Below are 23,435 nucleotides of genomic sequence, written 5' to 3'. Positions count from 1 at the left end.
GCAGTTAGCAGCGGCGAAGCATTCATTCCCCTTGAATTTCGCAACACTTCACACTTCACACTTCACACTCAACGCTTCATTTCTTAGGCCTGACGTAAAGCACCATCGAATGGTCGACAATTTCGTAGCCGTGGTCCGCGGCGAGAGATTCCTGGCGCTGTTCGATCGTTTCGTCGAAAAACTCGATCACTTCTCCGGTTTCCAGACAGACCATGTGGTCATGATGGTCGCCATCATCGAGTTCGTAGCAAGCTTGTTGGGCACGACCGGTGCCGTCCTCGAATATATGCTTGCGCACCAGATGGGCCGTCTCGAACTGGGCCAGCACGCGATAGACCGTCGCCAGCCCGATCTCCTCGCCCTGGTCGACCAGCGCCCGATAGATATCGTCGGCGGTCATGTGTTTTTGCGTGGTCGTCTCGAGCAAGCGCAGAATCTGGCGGCGCGGCTGGGTGACCTTGAGACCGGCGTCCCTGAGTTCCTTGCTGTGTCCTGCCATCGGTAAAACCCGTCAGAATAGCCCTGTAATGAGAACGAGTATTGTATCATTGCCGCCATGCCGACCCACACCAGAAAAACCATCATCACCCGCACGCTCATCGTGCTGGCCTGCCTGTTGCTGAGCGCTTGCATCTACAAGCAGGACATACAACAGGGCAACGTGCTCAAGCGTGAAGAGGTTTCCGAGCTGAAGACCGGCATGACCAAGCGCCAGGTACAGGTGCTGCTGGGCACGCCTTCGGTCAACAGCCCGTTTCATGCCGACCGCTGGGACTACATGAATACCTACTCCCAGCGCGGCAGCCGCCCCGACAAGCGCGTACTCACGCTCTACTTCGAGGACAACACGCTCAGCTCCATCGAAGGCAACTACCTGGACGAAGAGCGCCTGGCCAGCGAAGCCCTCGATGAACTGCAGGATCCGGAAGAAACGCCGATTCAGGATCTCGAGTCAGTGCGCAAGGAAAAACGCGGCGGGCCGGGCAGCTGAACCCGCTCGAACCCTTCGGGTTGTGGTCAGATGTTGCGCCCGCCACGCGCCAGCTCAGCCAGCTGCCGGCGAATCTCCTTCGGGTCGGCGGTGAGCGGCCGATAGATCTCGACGCGGTCGCCGGGTGCAAGAACCGTATCCGGATCGCGCCGCTTGCCAAAGATCCCCAGGCGCTGACGATCCACGACCAGCCCGGGCAAACGGGCCGGCAGATCCGCCTGCTCGACTGCTTCGGCCAGGGTCGTGCCTGCGGGCACTTCCAGGGCAACAATCAGCTGCCGCTCGGGCAAGGCTGCCGCCACCTCGACAGCAATGCGATCAGCGGCCATGAATCTGCTCGGCGCGGCGCGTGAAATCATTGACCATGCGGTCGGCCATGCGCGAAAAGTTGCGCTGAAACGGGCGCAGAAACAGCCCGCCGACCACTTTGAAGCGCAAATCCAGGCTCACACGACAGCCCGACCCCGCCGGAGCGAACTCCCAGCTGCCGCTGAGATTATCGAATGGCCCGCTGTCGAGCACCATGGTCAGCTTCCGATCAGGCACCAGCGTGTTGCGCGTCGTGAAACGCCGCACCAGCCCGGCCAGCTGCACTTCCAGCGTCGCCAGCTGGCTGTGCTCGTCTTCCCGATGCACCTGGGCCGATCTCACCCAGTCAAGAAACTCCGGATACCGCTCGACGTCGCGGACCAGGGCGTACATCTGTGCAGGCGTGTATGAAACCAGGGCGGAGCGGTTGATCTCGGGCATCGGGGAAGACTTGTAAAGTGTGAAGTGTGGAGTCCGGAGTGCGAAGTTTAACGGTTGGGAGGTTGCCGAATGGAGCGGGTGACTCCAAGTTATCATTCTGCCTTCGCCCAAACAGCTCGATATAAATACCGTGGCCAAAAAACAGCCTTCTTCCACCATTGCCCTCAACAAGCGCGCGCGCTTTGAATACAAGCTCGACGAGCGGCTGGAGGCCGGAATTGCCCTGGAAGGCTGGGAAGTCAAGGCCCTGCGCGAAGGCAAGCTGCAGTTCGGCGACAGCTACGTGCTGCTCAAAAACGGCGAGGCTTTCCTGTTCGGGTGCCTGATCACGCCACTGCCGTCGGTGTCGACCCATATCAACCCCGACCCGATGCGCACCCGCCGCCTGCTGCTGCACCGGCGCGAAATCGACCGCCTGATCGGCCTGGTCGATCGCAAGGGGCAGACGGTAGTCCCTACCGCCATGTACTGGAAACAGGGTAAAGTGAAAGTCGAGGTCGCCGTGGCCACCGGCAAGAAGCAGCACGACAAGCGGCGCGCCGAAAAGGAAAAGGACTGGCAGCGTCGGAAAGGCCGGATTCTCAAGCAGAACTGACGGCGGTATCGGTCAGCACAAGAACAGGCGAGAGCTGATGAATGACGACGAGTCGGACCGACCCATTGCCCGCCTGAGCGACCTCGACCTGATGCCGCAGCGCATCCATCGCCTGCGCATGCTGGGCATGGGCCTGGGCGCCCCGGCCATTGCCGCGGTGCTTTACGAAAACGCCGCCGCATGGCCGAGCTGGGCCATGCTCGCTTTTACCTGCGCGCTGTGGCCACAGCTCGCCCTGCTGGTCGCCCGGAAAAGCCGCTCACCGTATCGTGCCGAGCTGCGCAATCTGATACTCGACTCCGCCCAGGCCGGCTTGTGGGTGGGCCTGATGCACTTCAACCTGCTGCCGGCGGTGCTGCTGCTCACCCTGGCAACCGTCGACAAGATCAGCACGGGCATTCGACGCCTGTGGCTGTGGTCGCTGCCCGGCCTGCTCGCCGGCGTACTGACCGGCGCCGCGCTCACCGGCTTTGCCTTTCGGCCCGAGACCAGCGTATTCGTGATCATCGCGTGCATGCCGCTGCTGGTCATCCACACCATTGCCGTGAGCCTGACCACCTATCGCCTGGTGCGCAAGGTTCAGCGCCAGAATCGCCAGCTCGACGCGCTCAACCGGCGCGACCCGCTGACCGGGCTGGCCAGCCGTGACCACTGGCTGGCGCACGCCCGCCGCCTGCTCACCGCCCACCACGCCGAAGGCCGGCCCGCCAGCCTGCTTCTGGTTGACATCGACCACTTCAAGGCGGTCAACGACCGCCACGGCCACGCCGCAGGTGACGAGGCGCTGCGCCGCGTCGGCCGAGTCCTGAGCGCCCACGCTGGCGCCGACGATCTGGCCGGGCGCATCGGCGGCGACGAACTCGGCCTGGTGCTTGCCGCCGGCCGCCAGCACGCCGCTGTCGTGGCCGACGGCATTCGTCACCAGCTCGCTGCCGCAGATCCCGTCACCGCAGACAGCGACCGCGTCACCGTCAGCATCGGCCTGGCCGAAGCCGACCCGGGTGATCACGACCTGCACACCTGGATGGACGCTGCCGACCGCGCGCTCTACCGCGCCAAGCGCAGGGGCCGCAATCGCGTCGAAACCCGTGACCGCGCGTCGGCACCGGCGCTCAGCGACAAGCACCGCGCCGCCTGAAGGGAAACCGCTTGCGGAACTTCTGCCCGAACTGCTAGTCTATGTATACAACTTCGGGGGCGTTCCGGCTTCGACGTGGATCGGACGTACCCTGGGGCATGCCGAGGTCTCAGCTACCCTCGTAAAACCGGCTGAACCAAAGTTAGTTGCCAACGACGACAACTACGCACTGGCTGCCTAAAAACCAGCCTGCTCCCGACCGTTTGAGCCTGCGCTTTCGATTCGGGATCATTCAGCAGGATCGCTTCATGTCGCGTCTCGGGGCATTGAAGTTAAACCAAACCGGGACTGGTCGTTGCGTATGCCCTGCCCCTCGGGCGGCGTAACGACGAGAAAAAATCGAGCGGGCTAAGCATGTAGAACCAGGATCAGATGGTTCGCGGACGCGGGTTCGACTCCCGCCGCCTCCACCAAGATCCCCCGACGAAAAGCCGGCCCGCGCGCCGGCTTTTTTGTGTCCGGGCGCTCAGGCCTTCTCCTCTTTCAGTCTTCTGCGCTCTGCCTGTCGCTGCGCAGCCCCTTCAAGCGCCGGGGAACGGACTCGAGTGACTGCCTGATTTCCGGATACGTACCCCAGGGGTCGGTTTTATGCGCCAGGCGACGGAAGATGTTTTTCAGCTTGTATTCTTGCGGGCTGAAATCGGCAGCCAGGGCCTCATTCCAGTCCAGCGGGGCGGCCACCGGGGCGCCGGGGCGGGCGCGCAGGGCGTAAGGCATGACCGTGGTCTGGCCCTCGGCGTTGCGGTAGATGTCGAGGTAGACGCGCCGGCCGCGCTTGTTCTTGCGCTGTTCGACAGTGAGCTCATCGCAATGGCGCCGGGCCAGATGTTCGGCCATCGAGCGGGCGATATTGCGGGCCCGGTCGAAGCCCAGGTCGCGCCGGCAGGGAATATGGACGTGCAGGCCGCGCGAGCCGCTGGTCTTTACGAAGCTTTGCAGCTCCAGCGCCCGGCACAGGTCGCGCACCGCGCGAGCGGCGAACTGAACCTTGCCGAAATCCTCATCGGAGGGGTCGAGGTCGAAGATGATGTGATCGGGTCGGCTGATACGGTCGATACGCGACAGGGCGACGTGCGGGGTGATCATGCCCTGATCGGCCAGATAGACAAGCGTGGCGGTGTTTTCAACCACGACATGATCGACGCTGCCGCCGTCTTTCTTGCTCAAGGTGGCGGTCTTGATCCAGTCGGGAAAGTAGTCGGCCGCCTGCTTCTGATAAAACCCGTCCTCGTCGATGCCGTCGGGAAAACGCTCGATCGACAGCGGTCGGTCTTTGGCATGGGGCAGCGCGTATTCGCCGATGCGGCGGTAGTAGTCGATGACCTCGCCCTTGGTGATCGAGTCCGCGGGGAAGAACAGCTTGTCGAGCCGCGAGAGCTCGATTTCGATGCGGTCGACGCAGATGGTCTTGTCCGTGCTCACTGGCTGCCCTCCGGCTGCTCTCTGACCACCTCTTCGGCCGCCTTGTCGTCGCGCAGGCCCAGAAAGCTGGGGTGGCGCAGCTTGCCGCTGGCTGTCCATTCGGTAAAGGCGAATTCGCCGACCAGATCGGGCCGGACCCAGTGCACGCCGCGCTCGTCGATGGCCTGGCCATCGTCGAAGGGGCAGGTCTTGCGCGCTCGCGCCTCGAGCTTTTTGGTCAGTTGTTGCAGGGTTTTTTCGTCGAAGCCGGTGCCGACCCTGCCGGCATAGCGCAGCCTGCCGTCGCGGTAGTGGCCGACCAGCAGCGCGCCGAAGCCGCTGCGCTGCCCTGAGGGCTCGGTATAGCCGCCGATGACCAGCTCCTGGCCGGCGGTGCACTTGAACTTGAGCCACTTGCCCGAGCGGGAACTGGCATACACCGCCCCCGCATCCTTGGCGATGATGCCCTCCCAGCCCTTGCGGCAAGCCTCCTGAAACAGGGCCTGGCCGCACTCATTGCGGTGCGGCGTGAAGCGGACGGGCGAGCGGAACCGAAGGGCATGGCGCAGCAAACGCTTGCGGGCGCGAGTGTCCAGCCGGCGCGTGTTCTTGCCGTCGAAATGCAGCAGGTCGAAGACGTAATAGAAAACCGGAATATCCGAATTTCGCGCCGCCTGTTCGTCGTCGATCTGCATGCGCCCCTGCAGCCGAGAGAAGCTGGTGACCGCCCCGTCGAAGGCGACGATTTCGCCGTCGACAACAAAGGGTTTGTCGGCCACCTCGCTCAGCGCCTCGATCAGTTCCGGATAGGTGCGGCTGATGTGCTTGCCGTTGCGAGTTTTCAACTGCGTCCGGCTGCCGTCGAAGAAGGCCAGCGCGCGCTCGCCGTCGAACTTGCGCTCGAAAATCCAGTCCGGATCGGAGAAACGCCGGTCGGTCAGGCGCGCGAGCATGGGCGAGAGCGAATCCGGCAGCGCCTCGTCTTCAAGCCGGTCGGCCTCGGCGGCGTTCAGGCGGGCGAACAGCTCAGTCATCGTCGGACGCCTCGTCGTCGAGCTCGTCGATAGTGCGCCCGCTCAGAACCGACTTCGGCTCGCTCGAGACCGGGTTGCGGCGCGCATCGGCGTGCTCGTCGTCCATCTTGATCAGCAGCCACTGCTCGCCGTCGTCGCTGTCGGCGCCGCGAAAGCGCTGCAGCGCATACCCGCCGCTGATCTTCTCACCGTGGAGCCGGATCAGGGCATGCCCGTCGCCAAGCGCCCGGGCCAGCGACTTTGTGCTGCCGTTCTTTTCGGTAATGTTCTCGTAGCGACCGCGATCCCACACGATCACGCGCCCGGCGCCGTAGTGGCCTGCGGGGATCACACCCTCGAAATCGGCATAGTCGAGCGGATGGTCTTCGGTGGGAATGGCCAGGCGCTTGGCGCGCGGATCGGTCGAAGGCCCCTTGGGTACGGCCCATGATTTCAGGGCGCCGTCGACCTCGATGCGGAAATCGAAATGATGACTGCTGGCAGCGTGCTCCTGGATGACGAAGATCGGCTCGTTGCCGCCCTTGCGCTGGCCGCCCTTCGGCTCCGGCGTGGCCGAGAAATCGCGCTTGCTTTGGTAGTCCGAAGAACTCATGACGCCCTGCCCGCGCAGCGATGCGCACGTTGGCCCGTCAGCGCAGTGTACCCTGTCGAAGTCGGGCGCACCGGCGATGGCGCTACACTCGGGCTTCAAACCGGCGGCGATCGCGCTTTCGCGCTGGCCAGGCCGCCTGGCGCGAGCGGCTGTTTGCCTTCATGGCCCGCAACGCCATGGACCCGACCGAGTACTACCAGATCCCGGCCGATCGCACCGTGGTGCCGGGCTTGCGCGTGCGTATCTGAACAGGCTACCCGACCGCCACTCTCCGCGGTAGACTCTCGCGATGCATATCGCCACGCTGATGCTCATCATTCTCGCCGCCGGGCTGGCCAGTCAATGGCTGGCCTGGCAACTGCGTGTGCCGGCAATCGTCATCCTGATCGCTGCCGGCCTGCTGCTGGGGCCGATCGGCGGCGTGGTCGATCTGGCCCTGGCGCCGGGCGAGGTCAACGAACTGATCGGCTTCGGGGTGGCCATCATCCTGTTCGAAGGCGGCATGGATCTCAAGCTTGGCGAGCTCAAGCGAGTCGGCCACGGCATCGCCCGGCTGACGACGCTCGGGCCGCTGCTGGCCTGGGGCCTGGGAACCCTGGCGGCTTTCCATGTCGCCGGCCTGGACTGGCCGGTGGCCGTGGTCATCGGCGCTATCCTGGTAGTCACCGGGCCGACGGTGGTCTCGCCGCTGCTGCGCCAGGCGCGGCTGAACAAGGAGACCGCATCACTGCTGAAGTGGGAAGGCATCGTCAATGATCCGGTCGGCGTGCTGCTGGCAGTGCTGGCGGTCCAGTACTTCACCATTTCACCGGCGGACCTGAGCGAGATCTTCTGGGGCCTGGGCAAAGCCATCGGCGTTGCCCTTGTGCTCGGCGGCGCCGGTGGCTGGTTGACCGGCTGGTTCTATCGTCGCGGCGTGGTTCCGGCTCACCTCAAGCCGCCGATGCTGATGGTGCTGGTGCTCGTCGCCTTCTGGCTGAGCAATCAGGTGCAGCATGAAGCCGGCCTGCTGACGGTCACGCTCATGGGGCTGGTGCTGGGCAACATGCGCCTGGTCGAGCGCGAGCCGCTGCGCCACTTCAAGGAAAACCTCACCGTGGTGCTGCTGTCGGTGCTGTTCATCGTCATTCCGGCTCAACTCCACGTCTCTCAGCTTGAATCGATCGGGCTGTCTTCGCTGCTGTTCGTGGCCGTGATGCTTTTCATCGTGCGTCCGGCAAGCGTGGCCCTGGCCACCCTGGGCGCGCCGATGCGCTGGCAGGACAAGCTGCTGCTGGCCTGGATCGCGCCGCGCGGCATCGTGGCCGCCGCCACCGCAGCCCTGTTCGGCCCGGCGCTGGTTGCCGCCGGCCACCCACAGGGTGAGCAGCTCATGCCGCTGGTCTTTCTGGTGATTCTGGTGACCGTCGTGGTCCACGGTGCCACGCTGGGCGTACTCGGGCGGCGCCTGAATCTGGCCGCCCAGGCGGCCAACGGCCTGCTGATTGCCGGCGCCAGCGACTGGAGCCGGGCGCTGGCAAACACGCTGATGGCGCACGATATCAAGGTCATGATCGCCGACGGGTCGTGGCATCGGCTCAAACGCGCGCGCATGGATGGCATTCCCGTCTACTACGGCGAGCTGCTGTCGGAGCACGCCGAACACGAGCTTGAAATCGAGCACCTGAGCTATCTGCTGTGTGCAACCGACAACGGTTATTACAACGCGCTGGTGTGCAAAGCCCTGGGCGCGCGCTTCGGCCACCACCGCACCTTCCAGCTGCCGCCGCCGCGTGAATCCAACAACGAAAAGCGTCGGTTGACGCTACAGCAGCGCGGCTACTTCGCGTTCAAGCCACCAATGGATGCCTACACGCTCAGCAAGCGGATGACCGAGGGCTGGCGCATTCAGACCACGCGGCTGGGGAAGAACATGTCGCTCGAGCAGTTCGAGAAGCGAATGGGCGAGCCCGGTGAGGACTGGCTGCTGCTTGGCAGCGTATCGCCGGAGGGGCGTTTCCGGCTGTTCTCGCGCGAACACCGTTCCACCCCCGACGACAATGGCCTGTTGCTCCACTTTTCCCCGCAAGCGTCGCCTGCCTCCGAGCCGGACGGACGCTGAGCGCGCAGCCGCCGGGCGCATCACCATCAATCATCAACCGTGGCGGATGAACCAGCAGCGATGAATGCGGCGATTGCGCTCGAAATCCCGCGGGATGGACCAGCCGGTGCGGTCTTCCACTGACCAGCGCTCACACAAGGCCTTGTCCAGCTTGAAGTTCCCCAGGTTGTTGGAAAACACCAGCGTCCCGTCGCCCGCAAGACAGCGCATGGCCTGATCGATCAGCCCGGCGTGATCGCGCTGAATGTCGAGGTTGCCGTCCATGCGCTTGGAGTTGGAAAAGCTCGGCGGGTCGAGAAAGATCAGATCGAATTTCTCGCTGCAGGCGGCCAGCCACTGGCGCGCATCGGCGTGCAGCGTGCGGTGGCGCGGGTGGTCGCAGCCGTTGAGCGCGAGATTGCGGCGCAGCCAGGCCAGATAGGTTTTTGACAGATCCACGCTGACGCTGGCCCTGGCGCCTCCCACCGCGGCATGAACCGTAGCCGCACCGGTGTAGCAGAACAAGTTGAGCACGCGCTTGTTGGCGGCGCGCTGGCCCAGCCAGTGCCGCACCGGACGGTGATCTAGGAACAGGCCGGTATCCAGATAGTCGGTCAGGTTGACTTCCAGCCGGCAGGCACCCTCGCGCACCACCAGCGTGCGCGCCTGCTCGCTCAAGCGCTGGTACTGCTCAGCCCCGCGCTGGCGGCGACGAACCTTGAATACCATGCGTTCGGGCGGCACCCCCACGGCTGCCGGAATGGCCGTCAGCGCCGCGCGCAGACGAGACAGAGCCTTGCCCGGATCAACGCTGCCCGGTGCCTGATACTCCTGAACATGCAGCCAGTCGCCCGACTCACTGCCGTAGAGGTCGATTGCCAGCGCATACTCGGGGATATCGGCATCGTAGAGCCGGTAGCAGGTCACGCCCTCGCGATCGAGCCAGCGTTTCAGCTGCCGCCGGTTCTTGTGCAGGCGATTGACCAGATCCTGTGCCGGCGCTGCCCGCGGCCCTTCGCCTTCGCTTGCCGCTGCGAGCTCGAAGCGCTCGAGCCGGCATTCCAGCGGGCCATTGAACATCTGCCAACTCTTGTCGGGCCGCAGCCCGATCTGGCAACCGGCGCCGTTGAGCACGAGCGCGTGCCAGCCGGGAAATTGGCTGCGCAGCACCTCGCCCAGCCGCAGATACAGCGGCAGCAGCTCGTGTTCATCGCCGATCCGCTCGCCATAGGGCGGATTGGTGGCAATCAGGCCACGATTGACGCCGGCCGGCGCCGAGGCCGCTGAAAGCTCGCGCCGCTCGACGTGAACGCGACCACTCAGGCCGGCGCGCTCGACGTTGCTCAAAGCCAGGCGCACGGCCGAGCGGTCGTGATCGAAAGCCACGATCGGCGGCAGCTTTCCCTCGCCGGCCTCCTGTCGCTCGAGTGCTTCGTCGACCAGCCCTTTCCAGAGTGCATCGTCATGGCCGCGCCAGCGCTGAAAGCCAAAGCGTGTGCGCAGCAGACCGGGAGCGGTATCAGCGGCCATCCAGGCGGCCTCGATGGCCAGCGTGCCCGAGCCGCACATCGGGTCGACAAAGCCGCCGCCGGCGGCGGCAATCGCCGGCCAGTCGCCGCGATAAAGCATGGCCGCGGCGAGATTCTCCTTCAGCGGCGCGGCCACGCCCGTCTCGCGATAACCGCGCCGGTGCAGGCTCTCGCCCGACAGATCGATGGCCACGCTCACGGTGGTGCGCTGCATGTGCACGTTGATGCGAACATCGGGCTGGCGGATGTCGACCGACGGCCGCGCGCCGTCGCGCTGACGAAGCTGGTCGACGACGGCGTCCTTAACGCGCTGGGCGGCAAACCGGCTGTGTGAAATCGCGGGCTTGATGCCGGTAAAGTCCACCGCCAGCGTGCTGTCCACGCCCAGATGCGCCGACCAGTCGATCCGGCCGACGCCGCGGTAGAGGGCCGCATCATCTTCTGCTTCGAACTGCCCGATGGGCAGCAACACGCGGTTGCCGACGCGCGACCACAAGCAGCTGCGGTAGGCATCCCCGAGCACACCGTGAAACAGCACGCCGCCGCGCTGCGGCCTGACCTGGCTCAGACCAAGCGATGTGAGCTCCCAGGCCAGCAGATCCGAAAACCCGCGCGGCGCGGTGACAAAGAATTGCAGAGCGGAATTTTCCATTGAAACGCCAGCGGGACCGATCAACGCCAGTCTATCCGAATCCGCACCGTGAGCTGAGGATGCGTTAACCTTGTTCCGGATCCTTTCCCCACCTTCATGGAGTTGAACCTTGCTTTCCAGTATGACCCGGTCAATATCGCGCCTCGCTCTAGCCTCTGCCCTGGCGCTGACGCCGCTTTTCCCGCTCCAGGCCGCCGAAGTGATGGTGGCGCCCGGGATAACCAACGGCGGCGAAAAAACGGTTAACGCCAGCCTTGCATTCGACTGGCCGCAGCGCTGGTTCGAAAGCGAAACCGGCTATTTCGGCGGCTACTGGAACGTCGCCTACACCTGGTGGGAGGCCGGATACTTCCGACAGAATGAGCATTCACTGTCGTTTTCACCGGTATTGACCTATCGTTTCAACTCCGCCGGCTGGCAGCCGTTCGTGGAGGCCGGCATCGGCGCGGCATATTTCACCGACAAGCGCGTGGGCGACCAGCACCTGGGCTCGCGGGCTCACTTCGAGGACCGTTTTGCGCTGGGCCTGCAGATGACGCCGCGCGATGCCCTGAGGCTGCGGGTGATTCACTACTCCAATGCCGGACTGAAAGACCCCAATGAAGGCATCAACAGCTGGTCGCTGGTCTACAGCCGGCGGTTCTGATCGCCTAGGCCGATTTGTGGCTGCTGCGGTCATCTTCCGCGGCAGCACTCTCGGAGTCGCCGGCGGCGTCGGTCGGCTCGCTGTCTGACGTTCGGGCATCGTGCCGTTCGTGGTCAGCGGCCGGCTCACTTTCGGCTCGGGCCTCCGCGCTTTTTTCAGGCTCACTGCCAAACGGCTCGGGCCCGCCCGGGTCGGGCGTGGATGCGCTCGGGGCACCGATGTGGCGCAGGCGAACTTCCTGCTGACCGACCTGGGGCATGCGGTCGCGCACGGCCTGCTTGTCAACCAGGCGATCAGCGCCGTCGCTCAGGTGATCGAAAACCTTCTTGTAGCTGTCGGTCAGTTCGTTGATGAGCCCGGCAGTCTGGACGAAGTGCTCGTTGACCTCCTCCCTGAAACGGTCGTTTTCGGCCTTGAGCTGGCCAACCGTGGGGGTATGGGTTCTTCGCGCCATGACGAGCCAGACAACGCCGGATCCGACGATGAGCCCCACGATGGCACCGATAATGCCCCAGGTCATACTGTCCATTCAGCTACTCCTGCAGTTTTGGAAATGAAATTGGACACCATGGTAACAACTGGCCGGTGGTCGGCCCTTCATCTTTTGCTGTCCTTCCAGCGCAGCTCATAGAGATCATGGCGGCGGTCGGCCAGATTGCGCACCGATCCGTGGGAGCGGATCTCGCGCAGGTTGTCCAGATCAAGATCCGCGATCAGCATGGTCTCGGTGTTGGGCGTGGCCTCATGAGCGATGGCATCGTGCGGAAAGGCAAAATCCGAGGGCGTGAACACCGCAGCCTGCGAATACTGCATGTCCATGTTCTCCACCCGCGGCAGGTTGCCGACCGAGCCGGTGATGACGACGTAGCATTCGTTTTCGATAGCGCGCGCCTGGGCGCAACGGCGCACTCTCAGATAGGCGTTGCGGGTGTCGACCCAGTAGGGCACGAACAGGATATTCATGCCGCCATCGGCCAGCAGGCGCGGCAGCTCCGGGAATTCCACGTCGTAGCAGATCAGGATTCCGATCCGGCCGCAGTCGGTATCGAAAACCCGAACCCGGTCGCCGCCCTTGAGGCCCCAGTAGCTGACCTCGTCGGGGGTGACATGGACCTTGTACTGGCGGTCCCAGGTGCCGTCGCGCCGGAGCAGATAGCAGACGTTACGCAGCCGCTGGCCATCATATTCGGGCATCGAGCCGGCGATGATGTTGATGTTGTATGAGACGGCCAACTGCTGCATGCGCTCACGGATGGCCTCGGTGTAGCCCGCAAGCTGACGCACCGCTCCGGCCGGGCCCTGATCATTCCAGGCTGCCATCAACGGGCCGTTGAAGAATTCGGGAAACAGCACGACGTCGGCCTGATAGCCGGATACGGCATCGACGAAGTACTCGATCTGGCTATAGAGATCCGCGAGTGAATCGGTTTGCCGCATCTGCCACTGCACGGCGCCGACGCGAACATCGGAGGGGCGGCCGCCGATCATCTTCTGCTCGCCCTCCTCGTGGTACACATTGACCCACTCGAGAAGGACAGCGTGGCCGGCGGAATCCCGATCATCCGGGAGATAGTCGCGCACGATGCGGCGCACCTGAAAGTCGTTGGCCAGCTGAAAGGTCAGAATCGGATCAGCCAGTTCGCGGGCGCGCACGCCGGCCACATATTGCTGCGGCGTCATCCGATCGGCGTGGTGGCGATAGCCGGGGATGCGACCGCCAACAACGATGCCGCGCAGATTGAGGTTTTCACACAATTCCTTGCGGGCATCGTAGAGACGACGCCCCAGGCGGAGATCGCGGTAGTCGGGGTGGACGAAGACATCCACGCCGTAGAGCACGTCACCACGCGCATCATGCGTGGTCAGGTAGCCGTTGCCGACGATATCCCAGTAGCGGTGATCCTGACCCCAGCGGCTGTATTTGACGATCAGCGAAATGGCGGCGGCCACCACCTTGCCGTTGTCCTCGATGCAGATCTGGCCTTCCGGGAAGCGCGTGACCTGCGACTCGAACTGCTCGCGCTCCCAGGCACCGTCCATGCCCGGGTAGACACGCTCCATGATCTCGGCGATATCGTCGTAGTCTTCCTTGCGCGAGGGACGCAGGATAAGGCGGTGGGATTCCGTGTTGCCGTCGAACGGGTTCATCGCTGGACCTCGGGCATCATTCTGATTCGAGACTCGACTTCTTACTCGGTCGTTCCAGCTTGAGCCCGGTAGACGGTCTCGCCGCCAACCACCGTACGCAGCACCTTGATGTCGGCCAGTTCCGAAGGCTCGATCTCGAAGGGATCGGCGTCGATGACGATGAAATCAGCCTGTTTGCCCACCACCAGGCTGCCGACCCGCTGCTCGGCAAAGCCGGCACGAGCCGCATCGACAGTAAAGCCGCGCAAGGCCTGCTCGAGACTCAGCGCCTCCTGCGCACGCCAGCCGCCCGGCGGCTGGCCGTCGCGCTGGCGGGTCACGGCCGCATGGATTCCCAGCCAGGGATTGACCGGCTCGACCGGAAAGTCGGAGCCCAGCGCCAGGTGAATGCCGTGCTCGAGCATCGATGCCCAGGCATAGGCCCCCTGCAAGCGGCTTTCTCCCAGACGCTCGCCGGCCCAGCGCATGTCCGAGGTGGCGTGGGTCGGCTGCATGCTGGCGATGATGCCGTGCTCGGCCAGGCGCGGAATATCGTCGGGATGGATGATCTGAACGTGCTCGATGCGCTGCCGGCCGGGATTGTCGGGATGAGCCTCCTGGCCGGCGGCCAGGGCGTCGATGACCTGACGATTGGCGGCATCGCCAATGGCGTGAATGCCGAGCTGCAGACCGCAGCCCATGGCGCGGTCGACCAGCGCCTGGAGGTCGGCGTCGGATTCGAACAGCAGGCCGCGGTTGCCGGGATCGTCGCTGTAGTCGCTCAGCAGCGCTGCGCCGCGGCTGCCCAGGGCACCGTCAGCGTAGAGCTTGACCGAGCGCGCCTTGAGCCGATCGCCGGAATGGGCACCTTCTCGGCACAAGTGGTCCAGCATGGCGTCATCGCCGTCGGCGAAGGCAGTGATGCGAACCGACAACGTCCCGGCGCGGTCGCGCTCGCGAAACAGGCGAAAATCTTCCAGGCTGGCGCCCATGTCGTGGGCGCCGGTCAGGCCAAGCCGGCTCATCTCGGCCAGCGCCAGGTCGAGCGCGCGTTCACGCGCCTCCGGCCCTGGTGTCGGCACCGCCTCGCTGATGAAACGCATCGCCGTATCAATGAGCACGCCCTCGGGCGCGCCATCGTCATCGCGACGGATATCACCGCCCTGCGGCTGCCAATCGCCCGAAAGATCGCGCTTTGCCGCATTCAGCGCCGCCGAGTTGGCCCAACCGGCGTGGCCGTCCACCCTTACCAGCCACACGGGGCGCTTCGGAAAGGCTGCATCCAGGTCGGCTGCGGTGGGGAAGCGCTGCCCGGGCCACAGGGTCTGATCCCAGCCGCGGCCGGTCAACCAGGCATCGTCGGGCAGGCGCTGAGCGTGCTCGCGCAGGCGATCGAGCACCACCTCGATGCTGTCGGCGCCCACCAGGTCAGCCTGCAAACGCGCCAGCCCCAGACCCATGACGTGGCCGTGGGCATCAATCAGGCCCGGAAGAATCGTTCGTCCGCCGACATCCGTCGCCGGCAGCTCGGGATGGTGGCTTTGCAGCCCCTCGGCATCGCCCAGAAAGACGATGCGGCCCTCGTCGTCCCAGGCCATGGCTGCGGCGGTCTCTCCGCTCAAGGTATGGATGCGGGCGTTGACGACAGCGCCGGGCTCTGCTGCCGCCGCAGCCAGCGACAGCAACAGCAGTAAAACAAACAATGACAAACGTGGCATGGCAGGATCAACCGTGTAGGGACAAGGGAAACTGCAGCAAGTCTCCGACTCCGCCAGCGTTTCGTCAAGTGCGCGTCAACGGCATTCGTATCCGCCGCGGGCAGGCCGAGAGAGCCCGGCGCGGGCGGTATAATCGGATGCCATGTCACTTGCTGCCCCAGGTCCCGAAACCCGCGTCTATCGGCCCGCCGAGCTCAACCGCGAGGTCCGGTTTCATATCGAAGCCGGCTTTCCGCGGCTGTGGCTGTCGGGCGAGATCTCCAATCTGGCGCGTCCGCCCTCCGGCCACGTCTATTTCACGCTCAAGGACCAGCGCGCCCAGATTCGCTGCGCGCTGTTCAGAGGCAACGCAGGCGGCGTCGGCTTTCGCCCGGAAAACGGCATGCAGGCACTGGTGCGCGGGCGGCTGAGTCTGTACGAACCCCGAGGCGACTATCAGCTGATCGCCGACGGTATGCTCGAAGCCGGCGCCGGCGCGCTGGCCCGGGCCTTCGAGGCGCTGAAGAAAAAGCTCGAGGCCGAAGGTCTTTTCGAGGCAGCGCGCAAGCAGCCCCTGCCGCGCTGGCCCGAGCGGATCAGCGTGGTCACCTCGCCCTCGGGCGCGGCGGTGCGCGACATCGTGCAAACGCTGGCGCGCCGCTGGCCAAGCGCGGCGCTCCGGATCTACCCCAGCCAGGTTCAGGGCGACAGCGCGCCCGCCGAACTCATCCGCGCGCTGCAGGCCGCTGACCGGCACGCCTTTGGACAGATCATCCTGCTGGCGCGCGGCGGCGGCTCGCTGGAGGATTTATGGGCCTTCAATGACGAAAACCTGGCGCGCGCGATTGCCGCCTGCCACACGCCCGTCATCAGCGGCGTCGGTCATGAAACCGACTTCACCATTGCCGACTTTGTCGCCGACCAGCGCGCGGCGACGCCAACGGCTGCCGCCGTGGCCGCCACCCCGGATGGCCCGGAGCTGCTGGTCCAGCTGGGTCGCAGTCGATTGCGCCTGACGCGGGCGGTCGAGCAGACACTGCAGCGCCAGATGCAACGCCTGGACCACGCCGACAAGCGCCTGCACCAGCAGCATCCCAGGCGCCGCCTCGACGAGCTGACGCGGCGCCAAACGGATCTGGCCCGGCGCAGTACTCTGGCCATCAAGCGCCAGCTCGATAGCCACAGCCGGTGGCTCCAGGGGCTGGAAAGCCGTCTTTTCGCGCGCCACCCCGACCGCCAGCTACAGCGACTCGAGCAGCAGCTGGCCGCAGCTCACACTCGTCTTAAGCGCGCTGCCGATCACGCCACCGAACGGCGAGAACAACAGCTGGCAGCCGTGGTCCGGTCGCTCAACAACGTCAGCCCCCTGGCGGTGCTCGAGCGCGGCTACGCGGTGGTCCGGGATTCGCAGGGCCAGGCGCTAACCGAACGATGCCTGTTTGAAAAGGGAAAGAAAATCAACCTCTTGATGAGCTCATTTGAAGTGGATGCCGAGGTGGCGTCAACGCCCCGGGACGCGCGCCTGAAATGAACTATCGCCTGATCAAACCGGTAACGCACGAAGCCGAAATCAAGAAAAGCCGCTTTATCGCCCAGGCCGCACCGGTCGACGACGAAGCGGCTGCGCTGAGCTTCATCGAGCGCATCAGCGACCCGGCCGCCAACCACAACTGCTGGGCCTGGCTGATCGGCGACAGTTACCGCTTCGACGATGCCGGCGAACCCGGTGGTACCGCCGGAAGGCCCATTCTGCAGGCCATCGAAAGCCAGGGCTATGACCGCACGGTGGTGGTCGTGACGCGCTTTTTCGGCGGCATCAAGCTCGGTACCGGCGGGCTTGCCCGCGCCTACGGCGGCACGGCCAGCGAGGCGCTGCGCACCGCCGAGAGCGCGCCCATCATCCCCAGGGTACGGCTGCGTCTGAGCCTGCCTTTCGAGTTCGTCGATGCCGCCCATCATGCGCTGTCGGAATTCGAAGGCGACAAGCTGGATGAAGACTACGCCGCCGACGGCGTCACCCTGATCGTGAGCGTGCCGGCCGCCAGCCGCCAGGCCTTTGCCGAGCATATGCGCAACGCCGCCCGGGGCCAGGTTCGACTGGCCCGAATTTAGCGCACTACGCCAGCACTTCCCGGGAGTTCACGCTGCCAGCGCCTGCTCGACGGTGCCAGCCAGGTCTTCGGCCAACTGCTGCACCTGTTTTGAGTCAAAGCCCTCGACCGTCACTCGAACCACGGGCTCGGTGCCGGACGGACGCAGGATCACGCGGCCCTGCCCCCCAAGCGCTTCTTCAACGCGGCGCACGGCGGCATCAATGGTCGCGTTGTCGTTGAGCACCGCGCGCCCCTTGCCGCCGCTGGGAACGTTGATCATGACCTGAGGGCATTTGACCATGCCGGCAGTCAAATCAGCCAGGCTGCGACCGCTGCGCGCGACAACCTCGAGCACCTGCAGCGCGCTGACGATGCCGCAGCCGGTGCTGGCGCGATCAAGGCAGAGAATATGCCCGGAAGACTCGCCGCCAAGCACCCAGCCGCGCTCGATCAGCGCCTTGTGGACATGGCGGTCACCAACGGCGCTGCGCACAAAATTGACGCCGCGCTCAACAAGCGCCTGCTCAAGGCCGAAGTTGCTCATCACGGTGCCAACCACCCCGCCCCGAAGCCCGCCGTCGGCATGCCGCGCCTCGGCCAGAACGTAGAGAATCTGATCGCCATCGACCAGTTCGCCGCGATGATCGACCATCACCACGCGGTCACCGTCGCCGTCAAAGGCCACGCCCAGGTCGGCGCGCTCGGCGGTCACCATGCGCGCGAGGTTGTCGGGCCAGGTCGAGCCGCATTCGCGGTTGATATTGACCCCGTCAGGGCGGTCGAAAATACTGACGACTTCCGCGCCCAGCTCACGGAACACGGCCGGGGCGATGCGGTAAGTCGCGCCATTGGCCGAATCGACAACGATCTTGAGCGCTTCCAGGCGGGTACCCCAGGTCACGGTGCCCTTGCAGTATTCGACGTAGCGACCCACGGCGTCGTCAATGCGCCGGGCCTTGCCCAGGTCTTCTGGCTTGACCTGCACGAACGGCTCATCGAGGCGCGCTTCAATGGCGCGCTGCAAATCGTCATCCAGTTTCTGGCCATCGCGCGAGAAGAACTTGATGCCGTTGTCTTCGAACGGGTTGTGCGAAGCCGAAATCACGATGCCAGCGGCCGCGTGCATGCTGCGCGTCAGATGCGCAATGGCCGGCGTCGGCATCGGGCCCAGCAGCAGAATATCGACCCCGGCGGCCGACAGGCCGGCCTCCAGCGAGGACTCGAAAAGATAGCCGGAGATGCGCGTGTCCTTGCCGATGACCACGGTCGCTTCCTCGCCGAAGGTCTCGATGAGCACGCGACCGGCTGCCCAGCCCAGCTTGAGCATGAAATCGGCCGTGATCGGCGGCTCGCCGACATGACCGCGGATGCCGTCGGTTCCGAAGTACTTCATTGCTGCCATTATTAAAACCCTTTGTTTTCAATGGTTACCGGCGCATTCCTGACCGCCTGCAATACCTTCAGTGCGTCAACCGTCTCGGCAACGTCGTGGGCCCGGATGATGGCTGCACCCTTCTGGGCGGCCAGCAGATGGGCGGCCACCGAGGCAGCCACGCGATCGGCGGCGCACTCGCGGCCGGTCAAGGTCCCGAGCATGGACTTGCGCGACATGCCGACCAGAATCGGAAAGCCGATCGCGACCAGCTCGTCGAGCCGCGCCAGCAGCTCGAGGTTGTGATCCAGCGTCTTGCCGAACCCGAACCCGGGATCGAGCACGATCCGGGCCGGATCGATGCCGGCGCTTTTGGCAATCCGTACCCGCGCGTGGAGAAAGTCACGGATATCGTCGACCACCGCATCGTAGCGCGGGTTGTCCTGCATCGTGCGCGGCTTGCCGAGCATGTGCATGATGCACACCGGCACCCCCAGATCGGCGATGGCTTCGGCCACACCTTCACCCCGCAAGCCGTTGATATCGTTGACCATCGAGGCGCCCGCGGCAACCGCACGCCGCATCACCGCGGGCTTGGCCGTATCGATCGAAACCGGCACGTTGGTGGCCGCAACAATGCCTTCGATGACCGGCAGCACGCGTTCAAGCTCTGCGCACTCGGTGACGGGATCAGATCCGGGCCGCGTGGATTCTCCGCCCACATCCAGCAGATCGGCTCCGGCGGCGGCCAGCGCCAGCGCATGTTCAACCGCGCGCCCGGAATCGAGATAGCGGCCGCCGTCGGAAAAGGAGTCCGGCGTGACGTTGACCACGCCCATGACCAGGGTCTGTCCGGTCGCGTGCGCTTGTTGCAAGCGTTGTTCGAGCGTATCGGTCATGGCCTCGCAGGCATTGGAAGGTTCCCGGCGGCATTCTATCGCGTCGAAGCTCGCGCGCGCCCGGTGATTTCAGGTCAGAAATCGGAATGCGCTCGGGGTGCGGTGGCGATATGCTTTCTGCCATGAACCAGACTGACCACCAGATGGAAAGGCTCGCTGCGGCCCTGAAGGCCGCCGCCGAGAACGAGTTCGACATCGACGTGAACGGCCTGGCCGAGCTGGCCGGCTACAGCGCGGGCCATTTCCAGCGCGTGTTCCGTCGCTGCATTGGGATCAGCCCCGGCCGATTCCTGCGGCATGCACGCATTGACCGCTTCGCCGAGCTGCTGCGCAGCGGCCGAAGCGTCACCGAGGCGGCGCACGAGGCCGGGTTCGGATCCTCCAGCCGTGCCCATCAGGCTGCACGCGATGGCCTGGGCATGTCGCCATCGCGCCTGGCCCGGGGCGGCCAGGGCCTGCTCATTCATCACGGCATTGCCGACTGCCGCCTGGGCCGGGTGCTGGTGGCAGCCACTGAACGCGGGCTGTGCGCGGTGCTGCTGGGAGACCACGAGGACGACCTGCTGGCGGACCTGCGGCGACGCTTTCCCCGTGCCGAGCTGCGAGCAGGCAGCGGCCGTTTCCAGTCAACGCTCGATCGTGTCGTGAGCCTGATCGATCAGGCGGCAGAGCGGCCCCCTTCTCTGCCGCTGGATCTGTACGGCACGGTCTTTCAGAAAAGGGTCTGGGATGCGCTGCAGGATATTCCGCCGGGGCGCACGACGACCTACGGTGAACTGGCGCAGCGCGTCGGCCTGCCCGGCGGCGCCCGAGCCGTGGCCCAGGCGTGCGGCGCCAATCCGGTGTCGGTGGTCGTGCCCTGCCATCGCGTGGTGGCCGCCGATGGCGGGCTTGGGGGGTATCGGTGGGGGATGGAGCGGAAGCGGGCGTTGTTGGCGCAGGAGCAGCGTGACGCGTAGATGCGTTGGCTCGTTACCTGGTTGGCTGGTTAGCCGGTTCGGCAGCCGATGGGCTGGCGGGGCGGACAAGCCACGCAAGGGCGTGCAGAGACGACGCGCTGGATCGCGATCTGGAGATCGCTCCCACAAAACCTTGCCGGCAATTATTTGTTGGAGCGGCCTCCAGACCGCGATAAGCGCTCCGGCTGGCAGCGCAATTCGCGGCGGAGCCGCCCCGCAACAACGTCAGATGCCGAACCAGCGAACTCGCGAACGAGCCAACCAGCCAACAGGCTCATCCAAGCGCCGGCTCGCCCGACGGCTCCTCGCCCTTGTCATCGCCATCGCCGCCCGACGGCGGCTCGCTGTCGTTCCAGCCTTTAGGCGGATCGGGCTCGTGGCCATCCATGATCTGGTCGATCTGCTTCGAATCGATGGTTTCGTAGCGCATCAGGGCATCCGCCATCAAGTGCAGCTGCTTGTCGTGCTCTCGCAGGATCCCGGTGGCCTGTTCGTAAGCCACGTCGACGATACGGCGCACTTCCTTGTCGATCTTGCGGTGGGTTTCATCCGAGATGCTCTTGTGCTGGGTCACCGAGCGTCCGAGAAAGACTTCATCCTCGCTCTCGTCGTATGAAAGCGGCCCGAGCTCGTCGGATAGCCCCCACTTGGAAACCATGTTGCGTGCGATCGCGGTTGCGCGCTCGATGTCGTTGGACGCGCCGGTGGTGACCTTGTCCTTGCCGTAGATCAGCTCCTCGGCGATGCGGCCGCCGAACAGGCTGGCCAGCTGCGATTCGAGCTGGGTCTTGTTCTGGCTGTATTTGTCCTCTTCGGGCAGGAACATGGTCACGCCCAGCGCTCGCCCGCGCGGAATGATGCTGACCTTGTAGACCGGGTCGTGGTCGGGCACGATGCGGCCGACAATCGCGTGGCCGGCCTCGTGGTAGGCCGTCAGGCGCTTGTCTTCTTCGGACATGACCATCGACTTGCGCTCGGCGCCCATCATGATCTTGTCCTTGGCCAGCTCGAAATGCCGCTGCTCTACCGACTTGCTGTCTTCGCGGGCGGCAAACAGAGCCGCCTCATTGGCCAGATTGGCCAGATCGGCGCCGGAGAAGCCCGGCGTGCCGCGCGCAATCACGCGCGCGGCGACATCGTCGCCCAGCGGCAGCTTGCGCATGTGCACTTTCAGGATCTGCTCGCGCCCCTTGATATCGGGCAGGGGCACAACCACCTGGCGGTCGAAACGGCCCGGCCTGAGCAACGCCTGGTCGAGCACGTCCGGACGGTTGGTGGCCGCGATCATGATGATGCCTTCGTTGCCCTCGAAGCCGTCCATTTCCACCAGCAGCTGGTTGAGCGTCTGTTCGCGCTCGTCGTGACCGCCGCCCAGGCCGGCGCCACGCTGACGGCCAACGGCGTCGAGCTCGTCAATGAAGATGATGCACGGCGAGTGCTTCTTGGCGGTTTCGAACATGTCGCGAACGCGCGAGGCACCCACGCCGACGAACATCTCGACAAAATCCGAGCCGGAAATGGAGAAGAACGGCACCTTGGCCTCGCCGGCAATGGCGCGCGCCAGCAAAGTCTTGCCGGTACCCGGCGGGCCGACCATCAGGATGCCCTTGGGAATGTTGCCGCCCAGGCGCTGGAATTTGGCCGGATCGCGGAGAAAATCGACCACCTCGACGACTTCGTCCTTGGCCTCCTCGCAGCCGGCGACATCGCCGAAGTTGACCTTGACCTGGTCTTCGCCCTGCAGCTTGGCGCGCGACTTGCCGAAGCTCATGGCGCCGCCGCGGCCGCCCGCGCCGCCCTGCATCTGGCGCATAAAATAAACCCACAAGCCGACCAGCACCAGCACCGGCAGCAGGCTGATGAGAATGTCGACGATGATGGAGCGCTTTTCGGGCGGCTCGCTAAAAATCTCAACGTCGTTGTCGAGCAGATCCTTGATGAGCCCGTCGTCGCGCGGTGCGGTCACCCGGAATTCCTCGCCATTGCGGGTCTTGCCGGTGATGGTCTTGCCGCCGAAGCCCTCCTCCTGGATCACCACGCTGGTTACTGCACCGCTCTCGACGCTTTCCAGAAACGTCGAATAATTCATATCACGTGGCTGCGCATCAGGCTGCGAGTAGTGGCTGAACACGCTCATCAGCACGACGGCGATGATGATCCACATCACCAGGTTCTTGGCAAAATCACTCAAAACGTTCAACTCCGGCTATGGGTGCCTTGATTACAGATCAGATTCTACGACAACGCAATCGTCGCCGTGTTCAGGGCCGACGGTTTCTCGCCACCAGGTAAACCTCCCGACTCTCGGCGCGTGACGCCGCCGGCTTGCGCACATGCACGGTGGTATACGTGCCGCGCAGCTGCGCCAACAGGGCATCAAAGCCCTCGCCCTGAAACACCTTGACCACGAACACGCCGTCAGCCGCCAGCCAATCAGCGGCAAACGCGGCGGCCAGTTCGGCCAGGTGCATGCTGCGGGCCTGATCGGACGGACCGATACCCGAGATATTGGGGGCCATATCCGAGAGCACAAGGTCGGCCCGGCGGCCTTGCATGGCGGCTTCGAGCTCGGCCAGCGGCTCATCCTCGCGAAAATCGCCCTGGATAAAGGTCACGCCATCGATCGGCTCCATGGGCAGAATATCGAGCGCAATGACCCGCCCTTTGCGGCCGACCTTCTCGAGAGCAACCTGGCACCAGCTCCCCGGCGCCGCGCCCAGATCGACCACGAACTGCCCCGGTTTGAGCAAACGATCCTTGTCGTCGAGCTCAGCCAGCTTGAACGCCGCCCGCGCCCGATAGCCCGCCTCACGGGCGCGCTTGACGTATGGATCCGATTTTTGGCGTTTTTTCCAGTCCATCGGACGATAGTGTGAAGTG

Annotated in this window: 23 protein-coding genes and 1 other RNA gene; 10 read left to right on the top strand and 14 right to left on the bottom strand. The window is 64.7% G+C overall.

All coding sequences use genetic code 11. The annotated features are described in order from the left end of the window. Window positions 1-76 precede the first annotated feature (76 nt). Window positions 77-499, bottom strand: a complete 423-nt coding sequence (fur, locus tag ACEWQ0_RS01070) for a ferric iron uptake transcriptional regulator (RefSeq protein WP_476481743.1) — start codon at window positions 497-499, stop codon at window positions 77-79. A gap of 57 nt (window positions 500-556) precedes the next feature. Here fur and ACEWQ0_RS01065 point away from each other — a divergent pair, with 57 nt between their 5' ends. Further along, on the top strand, window positions 557-991 hold the full coding sequence (locus ACEWQ0_RS01065) for an outer membrane protein assembly factor BamE (RefSeq protein WP_476484222.1): 435 nt from the start codon (window positions 557-559) through the stop codon (window positions 989-991). A gap of 26 nt (window positions 992-1,017) precedes the next feature. Here the strand turns inward: ACEWQ0_RS01065 and ACEWQ0_RS01060 are convergent, their stop codons facing one another. Both ACEWQ0_RS01060 and ACEWQ0_RS01055 read right to left on the bottom strand, forming a co-directional pair. After that, entirely contained in the window at window positions 1,018-1,320 is a 303-nt protein-coding gene (locus ACEWQ0_RS01060) for an RnfH family protein (protein WP_476481741.1), read from the bottom strand. Continuing rightward, a complete protein-coding gene (locus ACEWQ0_RS01055) occupies window positions 1,310-1,741 on the bottom strand; it encodes a type II toxin-antitoxin system RatA family toxin (protein ID WP_476481740.1) in 432 nt (143 codons plus the stop codon). Before ACEWQ0_RS01055 ends, ACEWQ0_RS01060 begins: the two co-directional genes overlap by 11 nt. Window positions 1,742-1,871: 130 nt before the next feature. Between ACEWQ0_RS01055 and smpB the strand changes: the two genes are divergently transcribed. The 3 genes from smpB to ssrA all read left to right on the top strand — a co-directional run bounded on the left by smpB (window position 1,872) and on the right by ssrA (window position 3,887). Next, window positions 1,872-2,336, top strand: coding sequence for an SsrA-binding protein SmpB (gene smpB / locus ACEWQ0_RS01050; protein ID WP_476481739.1), 465 nt, complete (start codon window positions 1,872-1,874; stop codon window positions 2,334-2,336). A gap of 37 nt (window positions 2,337-2,373) precedes the next feature. Then, window positions 2,374-3,474 (top strand): diguanylate cyclase, encoded by a 1,101-nt coding sequence (locus ACEWQ0_RS01045; RefSeq protein WP_476484221.1) that lies wholly within the window; start codon window positions 2,374-2,376, stop codon window positions 3,472-3,474. A gap of 55 nt (window positions 3,475-3,529) precedes the next feature. After that, window positions 3,530-3,887: a transfer-messenger RNA gene (gene ssrA, locus ACEWQ0_RS01040) on the top strand. 70 nt (window positions 3,888-3,957) lie between these two features. Here ssrA and ligD (ACEWQ0_RS01035) read toward each other — a convergent pair. From ligD (ACEWQ0_RS01035) to ACEWQ0_RS01025, 3 genes are read right to left on the bottom strand one after another with little or no spacing between them, the layout of a single operon-like run. After that, window positions 3,958-4,896: a non-homologous end-joining DNA ligase gene (ligD, locus tag ACEWQ0_RS01035; RefSeq protein WP_476481737.1), complete on the bottom strand. Its 939-nt coding sequence runs from the start codon at window positions 4,894-4,896 to the stop codon at window positions 3,958-3,960. Continuing rightward, entirely contained in the window at window positions 4,893-5,909 is a 1,017-nt protein-coding gene (gene ligD, locus ACEWQ0_RS01030; protein ID WP_476484220.1) for a non-homologous end-joining DNA ligase, read from the bottom strand. Before ligD (ACEWQ0_RS01030) ends, ligD (ACEWQ0_RS01035) begins: the two co-directional genes overlap by 4 nt. Then, window positions 5,902-6,501, bottom strand: a complete 600-nt coding sequence (locus ACEWQ0_RS01025; RefSeq protein WP_476481735.1) for a DNA polymerase ligase N-terminal domain-containing protein — start codon at window positions 6,499-6,501, stop codon at window positions 5,902-5,904. Before ACEWQ0_RS01025 ends, ligD (ACEWQ0_RS01030) begins: the two co-directional genes overlap by 8 nt. A 20-nt stretch (window positions 6,502-6,521) precedes the next feature. On the opposite strand from ACEWQ0_RS01025, the gene ACEWQ0_RS01020 reads away from it, so the two are divergent. Beyond that, window positions 6,522-6,749: a KUP/HAK/KT family potassium transporter gene (locus ACEWQ0_RS01020; RefSeq protein WP_476481734.1), complete on the top strand. Its 228-nt coding sequence runs from the start codon at window positions 6,522-6,524 to the stop codon at window positions 6,747-6,749. Between the two features lie 41 nt (window positions 6,750-6,790). Continuing rightward, window positions 6,791-8,602 carry a cation:proton antiporter gene (locus tag ACEWQ0_RS01015; RefSeq protein ID WP_476484219.1) on the top strand — a complete coding sequence of 604 codons (1,812 nt, stop codon included), beginning with the start codon at window positions 6,791-6,793 and terminating at the stop codon, window positions 8,600-8,602. A gap of 33 nt (window positions 8,603-8,635) precedes the next feature. On the opposite strand, the gene rlmKL is transcribed toward ACEWQ0_RS01015, so the two are convergent. Continuing rightward, the gene (gene rlmKL, locus ACEWQ0_RS01010) at window positions 8,636-10,762 is read right to left on the bottom strand and encodes a bifunctional 23S rRNA (guanine(2069)-N(7))-methyltransferase RlmK/23S rRNA (guanine(2445)-N(2))-methyltransferase RlmL (protein ID WP_476484218.1); all 2,127 of its coding nucleotides are present in this window, start codon (window positions 10,760-10,762) and stop codon (window positions 8,636-8,638) included. Window positions 10,763-10,871: 109 nt separating this feature from the next. Between rlmKL and ACEWQ0_RS01005 the strand changes: the two genes are divergently transcribed. Next, window positions 10,872-11,408, top strand: coding sequence for an acyloxyacyl hydrolase (locus ACEWQ0_RS01005; RefSeq protein ID WP_476481731.1), 537 nt, complete (start codon window positions 10,872-10,874; stop codon window positions 11,406-11,408). Between the two features lie 4 nt (window positions 11,409-11,412). Here the strand turns inward: ACEWQ0_RS01005 and ACEWQ0_RS01000 are convergent, their stop codons facing one another. The 3 genes from ACEWQ0_RS01000 to ACEWQ0_RS00990 all read right to left on the bottom strand — a co-directional run bounded on the left by ACEWQ0_RS01000 (window position 11,413) and on the right by ACEWQ0_RS00990 (window position 15,253). Beyond that, entirely contained in the window at window positions 11,413-11,937 is a 525-nt protein-coding gene (locus ACEWQ0_RS01000) for a Z-ring associated ZapG family protein (RefSeq protein ID WP_476481730.1), read from the bottom strand. A gap of 68 nt (window positions 11,938-12,005) precedes the next feature. Continuing rightward, a complete protein-coding gene (locus ACEWQ0_RS00995) occupies window positions 12,006-13,556 on the bottom strand; it encodes a GNAT family N-acetyltransferase (protein ID WP_476481729.1) in 1,551 nt (516 codons plus the stop codon). A 41-nt stretch (window positions 13,557-13,597) separates the two neighbouring features. Then, window positions 13,598-15,253, bottom strand: coding sequence for an amidohydrolase (locus ACEWQ0_RS00990; protein ID WP_476484217.1), 1,656 nt, complete (start codon window positions 15,251-15,253; stop codon window positions 13,598-13,600). A 142-nt stretch (window positions 15,254-15,395) separates the two neighbouring features. Here ACEWQ0_RS00990 and xseA point away from each other — a divergent pair, with 142 nt between their 5' ends. Both xseA and ACEWQ0_RS00980 read left to right on the top strand, forming a co-directional pair. Then, window positions 15,396-16,763, top strand: coding sequence for an exodeoxyribonuclease VII large subunit (gene xseA, locus ACEWQ0_RS00985; RefSeq protein WP_476484216.1), 1,368 nt, complete (start codon window positions 15,396-15,398; stop codon window positions 16,761-16,763). Next, the gene (locus tag ACEWQ0_RS00980; protein WP_476481726.1) at window positions 16,760-17,344 is read left to right on the top strand and encodes an IMPACT family protein; all 585 of its coding nucleotides are present in this window, start codon (window positions 16,760-16,762) and stop codon (window positions 17,342-17,344) included. The genes xseA and ACEWQ0_RS00980 overlap by 4 nt, the downstream gene beginning before the upstream one ends. Window positions 17,345-17,371: 27 nt before the next feature. Here ACEWQ0_RS00980 and glmM read toward each other — a convergent pair whose 3' ends face one another. Then, window positions 17,372-18,727 carry a phosphoglucosamine mutase gene (gene glmM / locus ACEWQ0_RS00975; protein ID WP_476481725.1) on the bottom strand — a complete coding sequence of 452 codons (1,356 nt, stop codon included), beginning with the start codon at window positions 18,725-18,727 and terminating at the stop codon, window positions 17,372-17,374. A gap of 2 nt (window positions 18,728-18,729) precedes the next feature. Continuing rightward, window positions 18,730-19,596 (bottom strand): dihydropteroate synthase, encoded by an 867-nt coding sequence (gene folP, locus ACEWQ0_RS00970; protein ID WP_476484215.1) that lies wholly within the window; start codon window positions 19,594-19,596, stop codon window positions 18,730-18,732. Window positions 19,597-19,718: 122 nt separating this feature from the next. On the opposite strand from folP, the gene ACEWQ0_RS00965 reads away from it, so the two are divergent. After that, window positions 19,719-20,555: a methylated-DNA--[protein]-cysteine S-methyltransferase gene (locus tag ACEWQ0_RS00965; protein ID WP_476484214.1), complete on the top strand. Its 837-nt coding sequence runs from the start codon at window positions 19,719-19,721 to the stop codon at window positions 20,553-20,555. Between the two features lie 274 nt (window positions 20,556-20,829). On the opposite strand, the gene ftsH is transcribed toward ACEWQ0_RS00965, so the two are convergent. Together ftsH and ACEWQ0_RS00955 are read right to left on the bottom strand one after the other, a co-directional pair. Next, window positions 20,830-22,746, bottom strand: coding sequence for an ATP-dependent zinc metalloprotease FtsH (gene ftsH / locus ACEWQ0_RS00960; RefSeq protein ID WP_476484213.1), 1,917 nt, complete (start codon window positions 22,744-22,746; stop codon window positions 20,830-20,832). Between the two features lie 70 nt (window positions 22,747-22,816). After that, window positions 22,817-23,416, bottom strand: a complete 600-nt coding sequence (locus ACEWQ0_RS00955; RefSeq protein ID WP_476484268.1) for an RlmE family RNA methyltransferase — start codon at window positions 23,414-23,416, stop codon at window positions 22,817-22,819. Between the last annotated feature and the right edge of the window lie 19 nt (window positions 23,417-23,435).

Source organism: Wenzhouxiangella sp. YN9 (assembly GCF_056324165.1).
This window is presented reverse-complemented; position numbering and strand designations above follow the sequence as displayed.

Excerpts from the sequence above, each read along its gene's own strand:
- ACEWQ0_RS00980 (WP_476481726.1), top strand. The coding sequence starts at position 16,760 with ATGAACTATCGCCTGATCAAACCGGTAACGCACGAAGCCGAAATCAAG.
- ACEWQ0_RS01025 (WP_476481735.1), bottom strand. The coding sequence starts at position 6,501 with ATGAGTTCTTCGGACTACCAAAGCAAGCGCGATTTCTCGGCCACGCCG.
- ACEWQ0_RS01015 (WP_476484219.1), top strand. The coding sequence starts at position 6,791 with ATGCATATCGCCACGCTGATGCTCATCATTCTCGCCGCCGGGCTGGCC.
- fur (WP_476481743.1), bottom strand. The coding sequence starts at position 499 with ATGGCAGGACACAGCAAGGAACTCAGGGACGCCGGTCTCAAGGTCACC.
- ACEWQ0_RS01055 (WP_476481740.1), bottom strand. The coding sequence starts at position 1,741 with ATGCCCGAGATCAACCGCTCCGCCCTGGTTTCATACACGCCTGCACAG.
- ligD (WP_476484220.1), bottom strand. The coding sequence starts at position 5,909 with ATGACTGAGCTGTTCGCCCGCCTGAACGCCGCCGAGGCCGACCGGCTT.
- ACEWQ0_RS01065 (WP_476484222.1), top strand. The coding sequence starts at position 557 with ATGCCGACCCACACCAGAAAAACCATCATCACCCGCACGCTCATCGTG.
- glmM (WP_476481725.1), bottom strand. The coding sequence starts at position 18,727 with ATGGCAGCAATGAAGTACTTCGGAACCGACGGCATCCGCGGTCATGTC.
- folP (WP_476484215.1), bottom strand. The coding sequence starts at position 19,596 with ATGACCGATACGCTCGAACAACGCTTGCAACAAGCGCACGCGACCGGA.
- ACEWQ0_RS00965 (WP_476484214.1), top strand. The coding sequence starts at position 19,719 with ATGAACCAGACTGACCACCAGATGGAAAGGCTCGCTGCGGCCCTGAAG.
- ACEWQ0_RS00955 (WP_476484268.1), bottom strand. The coding sequence starts at position 23,416 with ATGGACTGGAAAAAACGCCAAAAATCGGATCCATACGTCAAGCGCGCC.
- ACEWQ0_RS01020 (WP_476481734.1), top strand. The coding sequence starts at position 6,522 with ATGCGCACGTTGGCCCGTCAGCGCAGTGTACCCTGTCGAAGTCGGGCG.
- ACEWQ0_RS01000 (WP_476481730.1), bottom strand. The coding sequence starts at position 11,937 with ATGGACAGTATGACCTGGGGCATTATCGGTGCCATCGTGGGGCTCATC.
- xseA (WP_476484216.1), top strand. The coding sequence starts at position 15,396 with ATGTCACTTGCTGCCCCAGGTCCCGAAACCCGCGTCTATCGGCCCGCC.
- ACEWQ0_RS00990 (WP_476484217.1), bottom strand. The coding sequence starts at position 15,253 with ATGCCACGTTTGTCATTGTTTGTTTTACTGCTGTTGCTGTCGCTGGCT.
- rlmKL (WP_476484218.1), bottom strand. The coding sequence starts at position 10,762 with ATGGAAAATTCCGCTCTGCAATTCTTTGTCACCGCGCCGCGCGGGTTT.
- ACEWQ0_RS01045 (WP_476484221.1), top strand. The coding sequence starts at position 2,374 with ATGAATGACGACGAGTCGGACCGACCCATTGCCCGCCTGAGCGACCTC.
- ACEWQ0_RS00995 (WP_476481729.1), bottom strand. The coding sequence starts at position 13,556 with ATGAACCCGTTCGACGGCAACACGGAATCCCACCGCCTTATCCTGCGT.
- ACEWQ0_RS01060 (WP_476481741.1), bottom strand. The coding sequence starts at position 1,320 with ATGGCCGCTGATCGCATTGCTGTCGAGGTGGCGGCAGCCTTGCCCGAG.